This window comes from Paeniglutamicibacter sp. GQ140 (assembly GCF_059759235.1).
Genome location: NZ_JCAXDW010000006.1, coordinates 178,274 through 196,034 on the forward strand (window position 1 = coordinate 178,274; position 17,761 = coordinate 196,034).

At 65.5% G+C, this 17,761-nt stretch carries 13 protein-coding genes; 6 read left to right on the forward strand and 7 right to left on the reverse strand.

What is annotated here, in order from left to right; translation table 11 throughout:
• Positions 1–2: 2 nt before the first annotated feature.
• Both xylB and AC6CHY_RS10790 read right to left on the reverse strand, forming a co-directional pair.
• Complete coding sequence (gene xylB / locus AC6CHY_RS10785) at positions 3–1,391, reverse strand: xylulokinase (protein ID WP_498226710.1); 1,389 nt, start codon at positions 1,389–1,391, stop codon at positions 3–5.
• Positions 1,388–2,332, reverse strand: coding sequence for a sugar-binding transcriptional regulator (locus tag AC6CHY_RS10790; protein WP_498226711.1), 945 nt, complete (start codon positions 2,330–2,332; stop codon positions 1,388–1,390). Before AC6CHY_RS10790 ends, xylB begins: the two co-directional genes overlap by 4 nt.
• Positions 2,333–2,504: 172 nt before the next feature.
• On the opposite strand from AC6CHY_RS10790, the gene AC6CHY_RS10795 reads away from it, so the two are divergent.
• The 4 genes from AC6CHY_RS10795 (at position 2,505) to AC6CHY_RS10810 (ending at position 7,229) form a co-directional block, all read left to right on the forward strand.
• On the forward strand, positions 2,505–3,545 hold the full coding sequence (locus tag AC6CHY_RS10795) for an NAD(P)-dependent alcohol dehydrogenase (RefSeq protein WP_498226712.1): 1,041 nt from the start codon (positions 2,505–2,507) through the stop codon (positions 3,543–3,545).
• Entirely contained in the window at positions 3,542–5,080 is a 1,539-nt protein-coding gene (locus AC6CHY_RS10800) for a sugar ABC transporter ATP-binding protein (RefSeq protein ID WP_498226713.1), read from the forward strand. The genes AC6CHY_RS10795 and AC6CHY_RS10800 overlap by 4 nt, the downstream gene beginning before the upstream one ends.
• Positions 5,073–6,089 carry an ABC transporter permease gene (locus AC6CHY_RS10805; RefSeq protein ID WP_498226714.1) on the forward strand — a complete coding sequence of 339 codons (1,017 nt, stop codon included), beginning with the start codon at positions 5,073–5,075 and terminating at the stop codon, positions 6,087–6,089. The genes AC6CHY_RS10800 and AC6CHY_RS10805 overlap by 8 nt, the downstream gene beginning before the upstream one ends.
• Positions 6,090–6,155: 66 nt before the next feature.
• Positions 6,156–7,229 (forward strand): substrate-binding domain-containing protein, encoded by a 1,074-nt coding sequence (locus tag AC6CHY_RS10810; RefSeq protein ID WP_498226715.1) that lies wholly within the window; start codon positions 6,156–6,158, stop codon positions 7,227–7,229.
• Positions 7,230–7,382: 153 nt separating this feature from the next.
• Here AC6CHY_RS10810 and AC6CHY_RS10815 read toward each other — a convergent pair whose 3' ends face one another.
• The 3 genes from AC6CHY_RS10815 to AC6CHY_RS10825 all read right to left on the reverse strand — a co-directional run bounded on the left by AC6CHY_RS10815 (position 7,383) and on the right by AC6CHY_RS10825 (position 12,941).
• On the reverse strand, positions 7,383–9,833 hold the full coding sequence (locus AC6CHY_RS10815) for a TOTE conflict system archaeo-eukaryotic primase domain-containing protein (protein WP_498226716.1): 2,451 nt from the start codon (positions 9,831–9,833) through the stop codon (positions 7,383–7,385).
• Positions 9,834–9,893: 60 nt separating this feature from the next.
• Entirely contained in the window at positions 9,894–11,684 is a 1,791-nt protein-coding gene (locus AC6CHY_RS10820; RefSeq protein ID WP_498226717.1) for an NAD(P)-binding domain-containing protein, read from the reverse strand.
• Between the two features lie 96 nt (positions 11,685–11,780).
• Positions 11,781–12,941, reverse strand: coding sequence for a GAF domain-containing protein (locus AC6CHY_RS10825; protein ID WP_254456040.1), 1,161 nt, complete (start codon positions 12,939–12,941; stop codon positions 11,781–11,783).
• A 162-nt stretch (positions 12,942–13,103) separates the two neighbouring features.
• On the opposite strand from AC6CHY_RS10825, the gene AC6CHY_RS10830 reads away from it, so the two are divergent.
• Positions 13,104–13,673 carry a histidine phosphatase family protein gene (locus AC6CHY_RS10830; RefSeq protein ID WP_217388766.1) on the forward strand — a complete coding sequence of 190 codons (570 nt, stop codon included), beginning with the start codon at positions 13,104–13,106 and terminating at the stop codon, positions 13,671–13,673.
• 139 nt (positions 13,674–13,812) lie between these two features.
• Positions 13,813–15,012, forward strand: a complete 1,200-nt coding sequence (lhgD, locus tag AC6CHY_RS10835) for an L-2-hydroxyglutarate dehydrogenase (RefSeq protein WP_217388765.1) — start codon at positions 13,813–13,815, stop codon at positions 15,010–15,012.
• Between the two features lie 98 nt (positions 15,013–15,110).
• Here the strand turns inward: lhgD and AC6CHY_RS10840 are convergent, their stop codons facing one another.
• Positions 15,111–16,355, reverse strand: a complete 1,245-nt coding sequence (locus AC6CHY_RS10840) for a hypothetical protein (protein ID WP_498226718.1) — start codon at positions 16,353–16,355, stop codon at positions 15,111–15,113.
• A gap of 122 nt (positions 16,356–16,477) precedes the next feature.
• Complete coding sequence (locus tag AC6CHY_RS10845; protein WP_217388763.1) at positions 16,478–17,725, reverse strand: exonuclease domain-containing protein; 1,248 nt, start codon at positions 17,723–17,725, stop codon at positions 16,478–16,480.
• Positions 17,726–17,761 lie beyond the last annotated feature (36 nt).

Below are 17,761 nucleotides of genomic sequence, written 5' to 3' on the forward strand. Positions count from 1 at the left end.
TGCTAGATGCCATATGTGGCGAGGCGTGCGGCGGTGAATCGTCCGCGGACCTCGGCAGCCCAGGCGGCGGCCTTCGGTTCATAAGTTTCCTCGGTGGAACGGGACCAGACTGGGGGTGCGGACTTGCCGCTTAACGCCCAGGCTGCCTGGCGTGCGGCACCCAGCGCTACGTACTCGGCCGAAGGCGGAACCACCACTTCCGCGGCAAAGATCTCGGCGGCGGCCCGCCGTACCGAACGGGACATCGAGCCTCCGCCTATCAGCACCACCCGCTCGGCCGAAACGCCCTGGGCCCTGAGTCGGTCCAGCGCGTCCGAAAGGGTACACAGCAATCCCAATACAGAGGCTCGAGCCATGTTTTCGGGAGTCAGGTTGGCGCGGGTCAGTCCCGTCATCGTCCCTGTTGCGTGTGGCAGGTCGGGGGTCCGTTCGCCGTCCAGATACGGGATCAGGGTCAGGCCCCCGGCGTCTGGGGCGCCCGCTGAAGCCAGCTCGTCAAACCTGTTCAGGTCGACGTTGAGAATTCGGGCGCTGGCCGCCAGCGTGCGGGCAGCATTGATCGTGGCCAATAACGGAAGGTTGGCGCCCGTGGCATCGGCGAAACCGGCCACCGCCCCGCTGGCGTCCTGGATGCGGGCGGCAGACGGGGCAAAGACCGTGCCGCTGGTGCCGATGCTCACCACCACTTCGCCTGGGACCAGGCTCAGGCCGAGCGCTGCTCCGGCGTTGTCCCCGCATCCAGCGGCGATCAATGCTCCCGAGGACGTTCTTCCTGCGGCCTCGGCCGGGGCAAGGACCCTGGGAAGCTCGGGGACGTGGCCGAAGGCAAGGCGCAGGATGTCTTCGCGGTAGCGCCCTTCGGGGACGGAGTAGTATCCGGTACCCGAGGCGTCGCTGCGGTCAGTGGTCGAAACTGCCGGGCACCCGGCGATGCGCCAGGTCAGCCAGTCGTGGGGCAGCAGGACCTGATGAACACGCTTGGCAAGTTCCGGATGGCTTTCGGCCAGCCAGGCCAGCTTGGTCACGGTGAAGGACGGGACCGGGACGATTCCGATCTCCCTAGCCCAGAAGTCGGCTCCCAGTTTTTCGCGCAAGGCCTTGGCCTGCGGGGCGGAGCGGGTGTCGTTCCACAGCAGGGCGTCGTGCACGGGTATGCCGTCAGCGTCCAGTGCAACCATGCCGTGTTGCTGCGCGCTGACCGACAACGCGGCCACGTCGTCGAGGCTTCCTTGCGACTGCAGGGCTTCCCACCAGCGCTCCGGGTCGATGCTGGTGCCGTCCGGGTGGGGTGCGGAGGTCTTGCTTAGGATCTCGCCGGTTTCGGCGTCTACGCGCAACACCTTGGTGCTCTGGGTGGAGGAATCGATTCCTGCGACGACGGTGCGGCTCATGCGTGGTTCTCCAGTAGTCGAGTGGCAAGTGCGAGGTCGGTGACCAGTGAGTCAATGAGTCCGGATGCCAGGGCGGCGCGCACCGCATCGGATTTCAGGGCGCCGCCGGCCACGCCGATCACTTCTGGTATGGCGCGCAACCCGGCCGCTTCGATGGCGATACAACGGTCCTGGAGGGAGTCCACCGGTCTGCCGTTGCGGTCGATGAGGATCGACCCGATATCGGCCTGGACTCCGCGTTCCAGCAACATGGCATGGTCGGCGTCAGTGAGTGCGGGGTTGTCATGGAACTGGGAGTCCGGCGGGGACCAGCTGCCGATGGCGACCAACGCCAACGTGACCCTGCCGAATTGGCTCATGGTTTGCTGCACGTCATGCTGGCGTCGAATGGCGGCGGCGGCTTCCGGGTCGGAGGCGACGAGCGGAGCATAGATCGTCCAGCCACGCGACTTCGACGCTTCGCCCACGCGGCGGATGACTTCCACGCCCGTTGCCTGCATGGGGCCGGCGACCCCGGCCAGCTGAACCACCTCGCTGGCGGACAGCGTGCCGAGGGAACGGGCTAGCTGGCCCAGGGTGCGGCCCGCCGTCATGCCGATGACATCCTCTGCCGTGGAGATCTCTGCAAGCAGGTCGGCTCCGACCCGGCCGAGTTCCGCTTGGACGGCATCCGGGGAGTCTGTCGGGGTCCGCACGACGACTGCGCGCTTGAGTCCGTACCGCCGCTGCAGTTCAAGTGAGCGCTCCACATCGATCGGGCCGGGGACGGAAATCTCGAAGGTGACTATCCCCGACTTCACGGCGTCGTCGAGAAGTCGTCCGACCTTGAAGCGGCTCAGGCCCAGCTCTTCGGCTATTTCAACGCGTGTCTTGCCGACGATGTAGTGTTCGCGGGCAATGTGCGCTAGGCGAACGAGTTCGTCGGGGCCAATGGATGCCAATGGTTCTCCTTGAGGGGGGTGGATTCCCAGCCTATCGTATCGTGCTCACATGAGCACACTGTTTGCACATGTGTATATCTATGGGACATACTTGTGCCTGTCGTCACGGTCCACCGCCGCACCCATCGCGGGCGAAGCGCCGTCGAAGCAACCAGAAGAAGGAAGCATAACCATGCGCGAACCACTGCCCACCGAAATGCGCGCCAGCGTCCTGCGCCGCGCGGGCGAGGTCGTTGTCGAGAAGCGTCCAGTGCCCGTTCCGGCCCACGATGAAGTCCTGGTGCGCGTCGGCTCGGTGGGTATCTGCGGATCCGACGTCCACTACTTCCAGGAAGGCCGCATCGGCGACTTCGTGGTCGAATCGCCCATGGTGCTTGGCCATGAGGCCGGCGGCGTCATCGTCGCCGTAGGCGCCAGTATCGACCCGGGCCGCATCGGGGAGCGCGTCTCCATCGAGCCCCAGCGTCCGTCGCCCACCAGCAAGCAAAGTCTTGCCGGGGCTTACAACCTCTGCCCGCACATGGAGTTCTACGCGACGCCTCCGATCGACGGGGCATTCGCTGAATACGTCACCATCCAGTCGCACTTCGCCTTCGAAGTTCCCGACAGCATCAGCGACGATGCCGCGGCCCTGATGGAACCGCTGTCCGTGGGTATCGCCGCGGCACGCAAGGCCGGGATTTCCGCAGGATCGCGGGTGCTCGTAACCGGGGCCGGCCCGATCGGCATCATTGCCGTGCAGGTCGCCCGCGCCTTCGGCGCCACCGAGGTCATCATCAGTGACATCGACGCGGACCGCCGCGCGCAGGCACTCAAATTCGGCGCCGACCGCGCGCTGGATGCGATCGGCGACGACGCCGAATTGCGCGGCCTCGGCGTGGACGTGCTGCTCGAATGCTCGGGGGCCACCCCGGCTGTGCGTGCCGGGCTCGAAGCCCTGGCCCCGGCCGGCGTCGCGGTACTGGTGGGCATGGGTGCCGACGAAATCGCCTTACCGATCCCGCTGATCCAGAACCGGGAACTCGTCGTGACGGGCATCTTCCGCTACGCCAACACCTGGCCCACTGCGATCAATCTGGTGCGCACCGGGCGGGTCGACCTGGATTCGCTTGTGACGGGTAGTTACGGCCTCGGCGAGGTCGAGACCGCGCTGGTTACCTCCACGGCCTCCACGAGCCTGAAGACCATGATCCGTCCCGGGAACGGGGCGTGAGCGCGGCCGCCGGGGCCTTGGGATGTCTCGACATCCACAAGGGCTTTGCCGGCGTCCCGGTGCTCAATGGAATCAGCCTGACGCTGGAACCTGGCACCGTCACGGCATTGGCCGGTGAAAACGGCGCGGGCAAGTCTACGCTCATGAAGATCGCCTCCGGCCAGTACCGCGCGGACAGCGGAAGCGTCGAGGTAGCCGGTGCGCAGCTGCCGGTGGGCAACCCGCAGGCCGCCAACCAGCTCGGGGTGGCCATCGTGCCGCAGGAGCTGGCATCCATCCCGGACATGACGGTGTACGAGAACCTGTTCATCGGCCGTGAATTGCGCCGGGGCGGATTCCTCCGGAGACGAGCCATGAGGGCCGAGGCCCGCACGATGCTCGCGAAATTCGGTTTGGACATCGCACCGGAAGCCCAGATGGGTTCGCTGCCCGTGGGCATCCGGCAGATCATCGAAATTGCCAAGGCGACCACCCGCGGGGCCAAGGTTCTGCTGCTCGATGAGCCGACGAGCGCCATCGCGGAAAAGGAAGTGGCCCGCCTGGCCCTGGTCGTCCACCAACTGCGCGCTGAAGGCGTCGCCCTGCTGTTCACCACGCACAAGATGGAGGAAATCCGTGCGATGGCCGACCGCGTGATCGTGTTGCGCGACGGCAATTTGGTCGAGGACCAGCCCATTGGGCAGATCTCCGACGACGGGATCGTGCGGGCCATGATCGGACGTGAACTCGAGGACCTGTTCCCCGAGGTCCACCCGCACTCCGACGAAGTGGTCCTGGATGTCCGCGACATCGGCGTCGGCGACAGCGCCCCGGTCAGCCTAAGCGTGCGGCGCGGGGAAATCCTGGGTTTGGCCGGTCTGGTTGGTGCCGGGCGCACCGAGCTGATGGAAACGATTTTCGGCATGCGCGCCCGAAGCGCCGGAACCGTCAGCGTGTCCGGCATGCAGGTTCGCACCGCCAATCCCGCTGCATCGATCGTTGCCGGCATGGCGTTGGTGCCCGAAGACCGCAAGGCCGCTGGAGCGGTCATGGGTATGTCGATCCTGGACAACACGATCCTGCCCCGGCTTTCCGCGTTTTCCACGGCGGGTTGGCTGCACGGGAAATCCCGCCAGCAAACGGCGACCGAGGTCATGGATTCGCTGCGGCTGCGCCGCCGCACCCTGGGGCAGTCGGTGGAAACCCTCTCCGGCGGCAATCAGCAAAAAGTCGTCCTGGGTCGCTGGCTCACCGGCAAGGTGGACGTGCTGTTGCTTGACGAACCGACGCGAGGCGTGGACGTGGGCGCCCGCAACGAGATCTACCGGATCATCACTGACCTTGCCCAGGCCGGCATGGCAGTGGTCATGGCGTCCTCCGACATGCCGGAGATCCTCGCACTTACCCACCGAACCATCGTGATGCGCGAGGGTGCCTTCGCGGCCGAGATCGCCCGCGAGGAACTGTCCGACCCCGATATCCAAGACCGCATTTTTAGACTTGCCTCCGGGCAGGAAGCCGACTCCGAGAAGGACTCCCTGAATGAAAATGACTAAGCCAGCCACGGTCGCCGCACCGGCGGAAGCGGCTCCCGCGACCGCGCTGGGCCCGGCCCGTTTCAGCGGGCCCTGGTTCCGGCAACTGCTGATCGACAACGCCATGGTCGTCGTGATGGTGCTGGTAATCATGTTCTTCCTCTACCGCAGCGCACGCTTCGGAACCCCGGAGAACCTGGTCACTATCCTGGTCGCGGCCGCCCCGTTTGCGCTGATTGCGTTGGGCCAGACACTGGTTATCCTCACCGGTGGTATCGACCTGTCCGTAGGAAGCGTGATAGCCGCCAGCGCCATGGCCGGGGCCCTGACTGCCAAGGCCAACCCCGACCAGATATGGCTTGCCCTGGTGGTCGCCGTGCTGGTGGGTCTGTTGGCGGGGCTGGTCAACGGGCTGGTCGTGGCGTACATGAAGGTTCCGCCCTTCATCGCCACGCTGGGCATGATGACCCTGGCTTCCGGCATTGCGTACGTTATCGGCAACGGCGCCCCGATCAATGGGCTTCCGGCTGGTTTCGGGACATTCGCAAATACCGCGATCCTCGGCGTCAAGATTCCAGTGATCCTCATGATCGTCAGCATCGTTGGGCTTGCCATCGTCATGAAGCGCACCGCGTATGGCATGCGGGTCTACGCGGTGGGCGGCAACCGCCTGGCCGCGGAGATCGCCGGCGTCAAGAGCTCCAGGGTCCTGCTCAGCGTCTACGCCATCAGTGGGGTGCTAGCCGGGCTTTCCGGCATCATGATCGCCTCGCGCGTGATTTCCGGGGCACCGAACCTCGGCTCCGGATACGAGCTTGACGCCATCGCCGCCGTAGTCATCGGCGGTGCCTCGCTCATGGGTGGACGCGGCAGCATTTGGGGCACGGCCCTGGGCCTGCTGCTCATCCAAACGCTGAACAACGGATTCGACCTATTGGTGGTCCCTGCCTACTGGCAGGACGTCATCAAGGGCATTCTGATCGTCGCGGCAGTGGCCGTCGACGTCTGGGCCTCCAAGCACCGCAAATAGCCCACGTACGCAGCACCACCCTCTTTTCAATTGAATTCAATCCCCCCTTATGCAGGAGTGTCAACGATGATCCGTCCTTTCAAGAAGCTCACCACAGGCGCGCTGGCGCTCGGAGTCGCATCGCTCATCCTCGCCGGCTGCGGCGCCGGGGACCCGAACGCCGCAGCCGGCGCGACGGGCTCCGACGACGGCCAAGTCACTGTTGGCGTCAGCGTCTACGACATGTCCTCGTTCGTAACCCAGGGCAAGGAAGGAATCGAGGCGTACGCCGCTGCCAACAACATCAAGATCCTCTGGAACTCGGCCAACCTCGACGTCAACACCCAGGCGAACCAGGTCGACCAGTTCGTCAACCAGCAGGTGGACGCGATTCTGGTCAACCCGGTTCAGGCGGGCTCGCTGCAACCGCAGGTTGCCGCGGCCAAGGCTGCCGGAATTCCCTTTGTCGACGTCAACGCTTCGCTGAAAAACGAGGACCTTGACGGCTCGGTCCAGCCCGACGACAACGCCGCCGGTGCGCAGGAAGCCCAGATGATGATGGACGAGCTGGGAGGCAAGGGCAACGTCGTGATCCTGCAGGGTCCGTTGGGCGGATCAGGTGAGATCGACCGCGGTGCCGGCATCGACTCGGTTCTGGCCAAATACCCGGACGTGAAGGTCCTGGCGAAGGACACCGCCAACTGGAAGCGCGACGAAGCGGTCAACAAGATGAAGAACTGGATCTCGGCATTCGGCGATGACATCGACGGCGTGATCTCGCAGAACGACGACATGGGCCTCGGCGCGCTCCAGGCCCTGAAGGAAGCGGGAATCAGTGATGTGCCGATCGTCGGCATCGACGGCATTGAAGACGGCCTGAAGGCAGTCAAGAACGGCGATTTCATCGGCACCTCGCTGCAGCACGGAACCGTGGAAATGGCTGCCGGACTGGCCGTGGCAGTAAACCTGGCCAAGGGCGAGGCCGTCAACTCCAAGCCCGTATACATGATGCCGGCCATCACTAAGGACAACGTCGAAGCAGCGATGAAGAACGTCGTGACCGAGCGGAAGACGTTCCTTGAACAGCTTCCCGAACTCGTCACCGAAAACCTCAAGACCGGCAACGTCGCCTTCGAGGGCCTGCCCGGACAGGACAATTAGCCTTAGCGCGACAAAGACGCTGTTGGCGGTTGGACGGCCACTAGCCGTGCAGCCGCCAACAGTATTTAAATGAGGGAATTGTCATCACCGGGCTCTTTGCCGCGGCCGGGTCAGGCATCCCGCCACCGGCGCGGTAACCGAGATTGAATCGTGTTAGTCGGTCGGCACCGGATCGAACCCCAGCTCCCGGTATCCGGCGGAGCGCTTGTCGTAGGCACGGGCGATCACCGGGGTCAGCACATCGATGTAGTCGTGCACCACCGCTGTATCCTTGCCCGGGTACGGGCGGGTAACGCGACCCGCATACTGGACGAGCCGGCCCTTGAAGGAAACCGGCGCGGCCAAAAACAGGGTGTCAAGCCGCGGGCAGTCAAAGCCCTCGCCGATCAGCGACCCGGTGCCCAGCACCAGCAGGGGCTCGTCGGCCGGGGCGGAGTTGATCCGGGCGATCGCCTCGCGCCGTTCCCCGGTCTTCAGCGAGCCGGTGAGCTCGATGGGATCGAGCCCGGCGGCCCGCAGCCCGTCGGCGAGCAGCTGCAGGTGGCGCTTCCAGGTGGAAAGGACCAGGATCTGCCGGCCCTGCGCGTGGGCCTCGGCGACGTCGCCGACGACCTGTGCCAGGCGTGCCCCGTCCTCGATCAGCACCTTGTAGATCTGCGCGATGCCGCCGGGCGCGCTCGGGTCGATGTCCCCGGCAAAGTCGAACGCGGTGTCGTGGAGGCGCAGCCGCAGGGCCGGGGCGGGGTGTTCGGCGGCGCCCTGGGGCAGTTCCCCGTGGCGCGGCGCGGCGAATTCATGCGTGAAGGTGCCCAGTTGGTGGAAGATCAGCTCCTCCAGCCCGTCGCGCCGGTACGGGGTGGCCGTGAGCCCCAGCCAGGAGCGCGCGGGGATCTGGTTCAAGACCTGGCTGAAGGCGGCGGCCGGCACGTGGTGGCACTCGTCCACGACCACGAACCCATACCCGGCGGTCAGCTCGGCGACGTTCTTGCGCCGGGCCAGGGTGGGCAGCAGCGCCACGTCGATGCGGCCGGTGGTCTTGGACTTACCGCCGCCGATCTGGCCGGATTTCTCGCCGAGGAACGTGAGGATCTCTCCGCGCCACTGGTCCGCCAGCGCCTTGCGGTCCACCAGCACCAGGGTGGAGACCGATTTTGCCGCGATCAGGGCACAGGCCATGACGGTCTTCCCGCTGCCCGGTGCCGCGACCAGCACCGCGTGGGTGCGGGCCCGCAGCGCGTTGAACGCCCGCTGCTGCTCGGGGTGCAGGGTTGCGGTGAAGGCGAAATCCCCGGGCTCGCCGGCGACGCGGTTGTCGGTGAGCAGGAGGCGGCTGCCGGCGGTTTCCACCAGCTTTTCCAGCATGGGCAGCAGCCCGCGGGGCAGGATGAGGTCGCCCTCGAGGGTTTCGTCGTAGCTGGTGAGGAAGCGCGGGATGCCCCAGGTGGAGCGCCGCTGCCGCTGGCGCTCGTGGAAGTCGGGGTTGGGCAGGGCCGCCGCGTGCTTCAGCGCGGTGACCATGGCAGGGCCCAGGTCCGTGGAACGCAGCGTGATGCGGGCACCGATCACCGCGTTGACCAAGGGTGCCGGGCGGGGGGAGATCTTGGAGGAGACCGGCACCTCCAGGCGCGTCATGCGCCCGGTGACGGGTGCCGGCAGGGCCCGCAACAGGGACTTCAACTCGCCCGCGCTCACCCGCCCGAGGCCGGAGAGATAGGCCCACTGGTCCTCATAGGGTTCCAGCGTTGCCGTGTCGAGGAAGAGCGTGGTCCCGTGCCGGCGGCGCTTTCCACTGAGCGGGGCGGCGATCAGGTTGCCCATGCCCTTGCCGGTGTGCCTGTCCTGGGAGGGGAAGAGCCGGTCATAGCTGCGCAGCGACATCGAGCCCCTGATACCCATGGCCTCGTGAAGCAGCGCGCTGGCCAGCCCCCGCGCGGACTCGGCCGGAACCTCCTGGGCGAAGAAGATCCACACATGCGCGCCGCGCCCGGACTGGGAGACCTCCAGGGCGGCGGGGATGTTCCGGTGGCGCGCGGCCTTGAGGTAGGCCAGCGCATCGAGCATCGCGGCGTCCCCGTCAAAGTCGGCGGCCACAAAGAAACAGGTGTCCCGCGCCGTCAACGGGTAGAGCCCGATGTGCTGCCTGCCCCGCAGGTGGCCCTCGACCTCGCTCGGGGTCAACTTCGTGTAGGCGGCGGATTCCCGGTCCATCCACTTGCGCCAGCCCCCGGGAACCGCCGGCACCCAGCCGGCCTTTCCCTCGGCCGCATTTTCCCAGCGCAGCGCAAAGACGTCGGTGCGGGTGCGGAACAGATCCATGTAGAGCCGGATCTTCTCGGCTTCCGGGGAACCGGCGGTGACCGGGCCCGAGGGGCGCAGCGCGAGTTCCCCCTGGGCCGGGGCCGCCGCCCGCGCCTCGGAAACACCCAGGGACAACAGCTTGCGCAGCCGGGCGTTGTCGATGCGCAGTTGCTCAAGCTCGCGCCGCACGCCGGCAGCTTCCCGGGAGCCGTCGTGGGCGTGGGTGTCGGCCGGTGCCGCGCCCTGGACCGATTCAACATCCAGCGGCAACTCCGGCTGGGCTGGATCGCGTTGCGTGGGGCTCACACCACCATTGTGCCCCGGTACCCCGACAATCCGCGGGAAATCGGGGCACCGGGACCGTCTTCAGGAGGTGTGGTGCGTTTCGGCCAGCGCGTAGACCGGGGTGTCGATTCCCTCGAATCTTGCCTTGAGCTGCAGCGCCAGGTACTTGGAATAGTGCCGGGACTGGTGCAGGTTCCCGCCGTGGAACCACAGGTTTTCCTGCCGCGTCGGCTTCCACATGTTGCGCAGCTCGCCCTGCCACGGGCCCGGGTCCTTGGTGGTCTCCGAGCCCAGGCCCCAGCACTTGCCCACCGCATCGGCCACGTCCTGGGAAATGAGCTTGGCCGCCCAGCCGTTCATGGACCCGTAGCCGGTGGCATAGACCACCGCGTCAGCCGGCAGCACCGTGCCGTCGGTGAGCACCACCGAGTCCTCGGTCAGGTGCGCCACGTCGCCGTGGGCCAGGGCGATGGACCCGTCGGCGACCAGTTCGGAGGCGCCGATGTTGATGTAGTAGCCCGAGCCGCGGCGCAGGTACTTCAGGAACAGCCCGGAGTCGTCGTCGCCGAAGTCCAGGTCGAACCCGGCGTCGGCGAGCCCCTGGTAGAAGTCCGCGTCGTCGGCGCGGATCTTCTCGAAGGCGGGGCGGTGGAATTCGGGCAGCACCTTGTAGGGGATGGAGGCGAAGATCAGGTCGGCGGTCTCGTGGTCGATGCCGTTGGCCAGCGCCTCCTCCGAGTACAACGGGCCCAGCACGGTGTTCATCAGGGACTCCGAGCGCACGATGTGGGTGCTGGAGCGCTGCACCATCACGGGCCTGGCGCCGTTGTGCACCAGGTCCGCGCAGATGTCGTGGGCGGAGTTGTTGGCGCCGATGACCACCACGTCCTTGCCGCGGTACGCCTCGCCCCCGGGGTGCGTGGAGGAGTGGTGCTGTTCCCCGGCGAACGCGTCGCTGCCCTCGAAGGAAGGGATGTTGGGGATCCCGGACATGCCGGTGGCGATGACCACGTGCGCGGGATTCAGCGTGTGTTCCCGGCCCTCCCGGATGAGCCGGACCGTCCAGGTGCCGGTGTCCGGGTCGTGGGTGGCGGAGGTGGCCTCGGTGTTGGACCAGTAGTCGAGCTCCATGAGCCGGGTGTAGTGCTCCAGCCAGTCGCCCATCTTGTCCTTGGGGGTGAACACCGGCCAGTGGTCGGGGAACGGGATGTAGGGCATGTGGTCGTACCAGACGGGGTCGTGCAGGCACAGCGAGTGGTAGCGCGATCGCCACTGGTCGCCCGGGCGGGGGTGCTTGTCGATGACCAGCGCCGGGACGCCCAGGCGCTTGAGCCGGGCGGCGAGGCCGATGCCGCCCTGGCCGCCGCCGATGACCAGCACGTAGGGCTGTTCGGCGATGCCGAATTCCGCCTCGCGGCGGGTGCGCTTGTCCAGCCAGTTCTCGCTTGACATCTCCGACCCGTGGTCAGCCCCGCGTTCGCGCAGCGCCCCCGCGGGTTCGGGGAACTCGCGCAGGCCCTGCGCGGTGGAGAGCAGCGTCCAGCACTTGCCGTCGCGCAGCCGCAGCAGCCCCTTGCCGTCGATCGACTTGTTGGTGAAGGTGTACCAGGCCTCGATCACGCCGTCGCCCTCGGTGGCGGAGACCACGGCCAGGTTCCGCGGCCAGGCGTCGGGCCCGACCCCGTCGAGCATGTCCTTGATCTGTTCCCGGCCCTCGGAGGTGTGCAGGTTCCAGGTCAGCGCGGACAGGTCCCGCCAGTAGGATTCCTCGCCGAAGAGGGCAGCCGCCGCTTCGGTGTTGCCTGCCTCCAGTGCACGTTCCAGCTCGCCGAGCCATTGCCCTGCCACGGTGCCGGCGTTGTCTTCAGTCATGTCCGTCTCCTTCGAAAGCGTGTTGCGATGGAGATGATGCTATGAGCTGGGTCACAGTTCCGCGAGGGTTGCAAGAGGTTGCAACGCCTGGCGGCCTCAGGCGCTGAAGCCGGCCGGCAGGCCGAGGCGGTAGGGCCTGGACTCAACCAGGCCGCCGAGCCTGGCGCGCAGCCGCGACAGCTCGGCACGCACAGTGACGGTGGTGGTGACCCCTGGAAGCCGCTCCATGAGGCCGTGTGCGTCCAGGCCGGAGGGGTTGGCAACCAACAGCGCCAGGATCTGCCCGTGCCGCTCGCTGAGGCGGATCTCGGTTCGCTGCCCGTCCTGGACGACGACGGCAACCGGCGCGGGGGCGAGAGACAATTCCAGTCGGGCGTCGGAGTCGCGGTTGCCGCCGTGCAGCAGCCAACCCCCGGGGACCTCCGCGGCCACCACCGCCCCGAGTTCGGGCAGCCAGGCACCTCCCGCGCACAGCGTCCCGGGCAACCGCAGGCGGGTTCCCACCCCGAAGCCCGCCGAATGCGCCACCCAGCCCTGCGCATCGACCAGCACATGGCGGCCGGCCGGGGCGGGGACCGAGCCCGCCAGCAGATGCAACTCGCGGTCGTGCCGCGCGGCCAGCAAGCCGGTTGCCTCCCGCGCGGTTGCGCTGACCAGTGCCAGGGTGTGCGGATGGGCGGTGCGGTAGGACCCGGAGAGCGTGATGGCGCCAAGCACCTGGCCGGTGCGCTCCTCGATGATCGGGGCGCTGGTGCACACCCAGGTGTGTTGTTCCTCCCGGGCGTGCTCGGGGCCGAAAATCTGCACCGGGGTGCGTTCGGCCATGGCGGCACCCAGCCCGTTGGTGCCGACGTCGGATTCCCTCCACCGCGCCCCGGCAACAAAACCGATGTCCTCGCTGCGCCGGCGAATGGGGGAGGGCCCTGCAACCCACAGGACGTACCCCTCGTCATCGCTGATGACCAGCTCGTTGCCGGCATCCGCGGCCAATTGCAACAGGCGGTCCTCAAGCATCGGCACCAGGCCGGAGAGCACCGCCGCGCGTTCCCTGCGGTCTCCGATGTCTTCGGAGCCCAAAGGCCGGATGGCCGGGTTCTTCAGCGATTGCCGCTGCCACGAGCGGGCCACCACGGGACGCACCGGTCCGGGGATGGTCTCGGTGCTGGCCCAGGTCCGGTGCAGGGGCACCAGGGACCGGGCTTTGGCTGCCGGATCCTCGAATGCAGCCAGTGCGGCTTCCAGCCGATATGCGCCCATGTGTCACACCTCTCAACCATTAGAGGATCGCACGGAAACAGGGCCCTTGGACAGGGCCGGCAATTGAGGCGCCACCGCTCCGTGCCTCGAGGGTGGCCGACAACCTCCCGAAACGGGAGTCATAAGTAGGCGGTCCGGGCATGCACACACGAGAATGGAGGAATGAGACTCGGATTCATTCGCCATGGACAAACCAACTGGAACGCCGAAGGCCGCCTGCAGGGCTCCAGCGACATCCCGCTCAACGACGTGGGACGCCAGCAGGCCCGCGACGCCGTGGCGGTGCTGGGCACGGACACCTGGGATGCGATCGTGAGCTCCCCGCTGTCCCGGGCGCGCGAAACGGCAGAGATTATCGCCGCCGGCCTGGGCATCGAGTTGGGACGAAGCTATGACGCGCTCATCGAGCGCGATTACGGCCAGGCCGAGGGCATGCAGGACGGCGAATGGGAAAAGCTGTGGCCAAACAAGGACGGCGGCGGAATAGAGCCCCTGGAATCCGTCGTGGCCCGCGGCCGTGCCGCAATCGACCAGATCGCTGCCGATTTTCCGGGGAAGAACGTTGCCGTCGTTTGCCACGGAACGATCATCCGCTACACCCTCTCCGCGCTCGCCGGAGTCCAATTCGACAGCATTCTCAATGGCTCCGTCTCGCTGAGCGACAATGTCGACGGTCCATGGACGGTTCGCAGCGTCAACGGGGAAACGATTGGATCCCCGCTCGCCCAGTAACCGACCCGCTCGCGGCCGGCCGCAGCCGTTGCCGGGAAATTGTTTCAAATCGCCGTGGTCAGCTGAATCGCAACATGAGACGATTCGAAGATGAAGGCCAGGGTGAAATTCGCGGAGCCGCGGGGGAGCGGCCGATTCGATGACTGAACGAATCGGGATTGTCGGTGCCGGCATCGTTGGACTTGCCATTGCGCAGGCCTTGGCGCGCACCGGGGATTTTGACGTCACGGTCCTGGAAAAGGAAGCACGGGTGGCCACGCACCAAACCGGACACAACTCCGGGGTCGTGCATGCCGGGCTGTACTACCAACCGGGCTCGCTCAAGGCCGAACTCTGTGCCAGGGGTCGTGCCCAGATTCGCGAGTATTGCCGGGAACACTCCCTCCCGTATCGGGAAACCGGAAAACTGGTCGTTGCCTTGAATGGTGACGAGGTGCCTCGTCTTGACGAGATCGAACGCCGCTCCCGGTTCAATGCCGTGCCCGGCCTGGCCCGCTTATCCGTGGAGCGGCTGCGCGACATCGAACCGCATGCCGCGGGAGTGGCAGCACTGCATTCCCCGCATACCGCCGTGGTCGACTATGCGGCCATTGCCGAAACAATGGCCAACCAGATCCGGAAGGCCGGCGGCAGGGTGCTGCTGAATCAGGAAGTCACGGCCGTTCAAACTTCCGCCGGCGCGTGCCTGGTCTCAACCGCCGGAACCACGCACGCCTTTGACCGGCTGGTGGTTTGCGCCGGCCTGCATTCCGATACGATCGCCAAGTTGGTGGGCGCCTCGGATTCGCCCCGGATCCTGCCATTTCGGGGCGAATACTGGTCGTTGGCCCCTGAACGAAATGAGCTGGTCAGGGGCATGATCTACCCTGTTCCGGATCCGGCCTTTCCGTTCCTCGGGGTTCATTTCACCCGGGGGGTTTATGACGAGATCCATGTGGGGCCCAACGCCGTACCTGCACTGGCCCGCGAGGGATACTCCTGGGGCAGGATTTCGGTTCGCGATACCTGGGAGTCCTTGCGCTGGCCCGGGGCAGGAAAGCTGGCCAGGGACCACTGGAGAATGGGCGGAAAGGAAATCGCGGCCTCGGTTTACAAGCCGTTGTATTTCAAGGCGGCCCAGGCCTTCATCCCGGAGCTGAGGCCTTCGGACCTGACGCATCGGACCACCGCGGGCGTCCGCGCCCAGGCTTGGGCCAGGGACGGGTCCTTGCTGGATGATTTTGCCGTGGACCAGGTAGGTCCGGTCACCGTGCTGCGCAATGCCCCGTCGCCGGCGGCAACCTCCTCCATGGCGATTGCCGAGCATGTGCTTTCAAGGTACCTGGGTATCCAGCCTTAGTCCCTCGGCCTCGGGATGGACGCACGTCGATGGCCAGCCAACGGGACCACCCGCGGAACCCCAGAATGTTCGAAGGCCAATAGCCGGGGCCGCCAGGTTCACGACGGGGGATTCCCCGTAAATTCAGGGTCCTCGTCATTTCGGTCCTCGAAGGTGTACTCGACCACGGAAGCGTTCGCGAGCTCCAGAACCAACGGCTTGCATAACACCGGCGGGATCGTGAGCTTTGCGTCGATTCTCACGAGCCCTTCATCGCGAAGTTGCTCCAGGTTTTGCCAGGCAACCTCGATGGTGTCGGGGGTTCCCCGCGGATCGAAGTTGTTCAGGCCGCGGATCGGGTGCCTGAGAACCTCGACACTGATCGGTTCGACGGCTGCCTCCAGCAGGAAATAGCGGGTCAGGTAACCCATCTCCGGGTCGAGGTAGCGATCGTCGACTTCCACCGATACGGCTCGGTACATCTGTTGCGCGACGCGGCGGACCACATTGACCAGATTTGCGGCAGGATCGTCGAGGAAGTCGATGGCCTCCTTGCTCGGGTAGGCGCGAGTGGCACTCAACTCGATGAGTCCCGCACCCACCAGGGCATCCCAGTACAGGCCCAGCCGGGCCACATTCCGTGCCGATCTGAACCGAACCGGCCCGTTTTTGGACGGTCCACCTATGGGTGTCGGCGAATCGTCATAAATAGCATGGATGTCGAGGGCTGCGGCTGCCTCTTGTACATGCTTCCGGTTCAAGATCTTCGCACCTGTAATTCCACGCTTCGGACCGAACCACCGCAAGAAGGACTGCACTCTGCCGGCGAGCGCCAGGTCCTTGATCCCCGCCATGGCTTCTTCACGGGTGAGCCTCGGCACCCTGATCAAGACACTTTGCAATTCGGGGATCGCGGAATAATCCGGTTCGAACTTGGGGAAGTTGAAGCAGCTGAAGTAGGTTTCGACCCGCTGGAATTCCTCATGGGTGCCCGTCCATGTTCCCGTGGCGTGCAAGAACTCAAGGTAGGCACCCAAGACATGGGTCATTTCCAGGAAATCGTTGGTCTTCTTGCCAAACATCAAGTCATCAAGTGTTGCCGCAAACGCCGGAAGGTTCAGGAACGTGATTTCACGACTGCTGTTGACGCGCGCATAGTGTTCCAGAAAGGCAACGATCCGTTCCCGGAGCTCGGAACCATGGGTATCGAACCGACGTTCCTCGCACCACGCGTCAAACGCCGGGAGGACGCGCGGTAGTTCGCGGCGGATCCGAAGCCGGTCGATGCTCACAACTGATGAATCGGCCGCCTCGCCCGTTGACGGTTCGACCTTGTCGGCTGATTTCGGATCTTTGGGAGACATCTTTTTTCCGCACAGTTTGAGCCTCTTGGCGGTGCCTGCAACCAAGGCATCGCCGCTGATGACTTGAGCATACTAGCGAGCCCAGATCGAGAGTACAGTTGGCGAATATTTCTGAAGCGCTGTCAGTTGTCCGGTATGTGGAGCAGGCGGCCCCAGAGGTAATCCTCGCCGACGACCGGTATGCCGTAGGAGCGTGCCTTTCGTGCCTTGCCCGAGAGGCTGTCCGGATCGGCCGCCACCAGAAGTTTGACCTTCTTTGTTACGGCTCCGTGCGGCCTGAACCCGGCTGATTCCAGCTCGGCTTCGATGGCGTCACGCGGCCGGCTCATGTCTCCGGTCAGCACGATTAGGTCGCCGGGTTCCAGGAACGCCGTGGAGGCGGCCTCCGATCCAGGAACATGCGGTGTCGTTTCCTGTCTCCTTTGGGAGACGGCCTCGAGCTGTTCGCCAGGAATGCAGAGCACCTCCGCGATGGTTGTCAGGTCATTGAGTTCCTCATCGGTGAGAACGCCATCGGACCATGCAACTTCCGACACCGAAGCGAAATAGCGCGCGTGCAATTCCCGGACGGTGGCCTGGCTGATTCCCAGTTCATCGGCCAGGGCAACCAGCGCTGACTGTTCGTGGGCGGAAAGGTATCGGTCAAGCAGCGCCCGGTCAAGCAGCGCCAAGTAGTCCTGATGCTCGACGGGCCCGGAGACTTCCGGCAGGCGAACCACAATACGCTCAACAAAGTGCGTCTCCCTGGAATCCGCGGATGAGCGAAGCGCCGGTGCCAGAAGTCCGGACGGAGGAGACGGCCGCCAAGCTGTTGTCGCGGCCTCCGACAGCAGGAAGTCCCAGTCGCCAAGATCGGGGTCCAGCTCCATGTATCGGGAAAGAAGCACCGCCGCGGCTTCGGCGTCGTCCCCGGCGCTGTGGGCGTGATGCAGCTCGATACCGAATGAATCACAGCAATCCTGCAGGGAACGCCCGGCGCCGGGCAAATACTCGTGCGCCATCTGCATCGTGCACAGTCCGCGGGGTAGAAAGAACCCAGGAAGTGCAAGCCCCGCGCGATGGAACTCGGCGCCGAGGAATCGCGCGTCAAAGCGAAGGTTGTGGGCGACAACGAGGGTTCCGGAAAGACGCCAATCAAGTTCCTGCGCAATGTCGCCGAAGCGCGGCGCACCAAGGATGTCCTTGGCGCGAATCCCATGGATAGATTGCTTGCCCAGATCACGCTCCGGGTTGATCAATGTCTCCCATCGATCCAGGATCGTGCCGGACCTGTCCATCGTAATCACCGCAATCTCTGCAATGCGGTCGTGGTTTCCCGGGAAAAGTCCCGTGGTTTCCGTGTCAATTACTGCGAAATGTCCCAACGCCATGCGATTCCCCGAATCTTGCCATATCCAACGATCCCT

Coding starts and splice junctions, on each gene's coding strand:
- xylB (WP_498226710.1), bottom strand. CDS start 1,391: ATGAGCCGCACCGTCGTCGCAGGAATCGATTCCTCCACCCAGAGCACC.
- AC6CHY_RS10795 (WP_498226712.1), top strand. CDS start 2,505: ATGCGCGAACCACTGCCCACCGAAATGCGCGCCAGCGTCCTGCGCCGC.
- AC6CHY_RS10805 (WP_498226714.1), top strand. CDS start 5,073: ATGACTAAGCCAGCCACGGTCGCCGCACCGGCGGAAGCGGCTCCCGCG.
- AC6CHY_RS10810 (WP_498226715.1), top strand. CDS start 6,156: ATGATCCGTCCTTTCAAGAAGCTCACCACAGGCGCGCTGGCGCTCGGA.
- AC6CHY_RS10820 (WP_498226717.1), bottom strand. CDS start 11,684: ATGACTGAAGACAACGCCGGCACCGTGGCAGGGCAATGGCTCGGCGAG.
- AC6CHY_RS10825 (WP_254456040.1), bottom strand. CDS start 12,941: ATGGGCGCATATCGGCTGGAAGCCGCACTGGCTGCATTCGAGGATCCG.
- AC6CHY_RS10830 (WP_217388766.1), top strand. CDS start 13,104: ATGAGACTCGGATTCATTCGCCATGGACAAACCAACTGGAACGCCGAA.
- lhgD (WP_217388765.1), top strand. CDS start 13,813: ATGACTGAACGAATCGGGATTGTCGGTGCCGGCATCGTTGGACTTGCC.
- AC6CHY_RS10840 (WP_498226718.1), bottom strand. CDS start 16,355: ATGTCTCCCAAAGATCCGAAATCAGCCGACAAGGTCGAACCGTCAACG.
- AC6CHY_RS10845 (WP_217388763.1), bottom strand. CDS start 17,725: ATGGCGTTGGGACATTTCGCAGTAATTGACACGGAAACCACGGGACTT.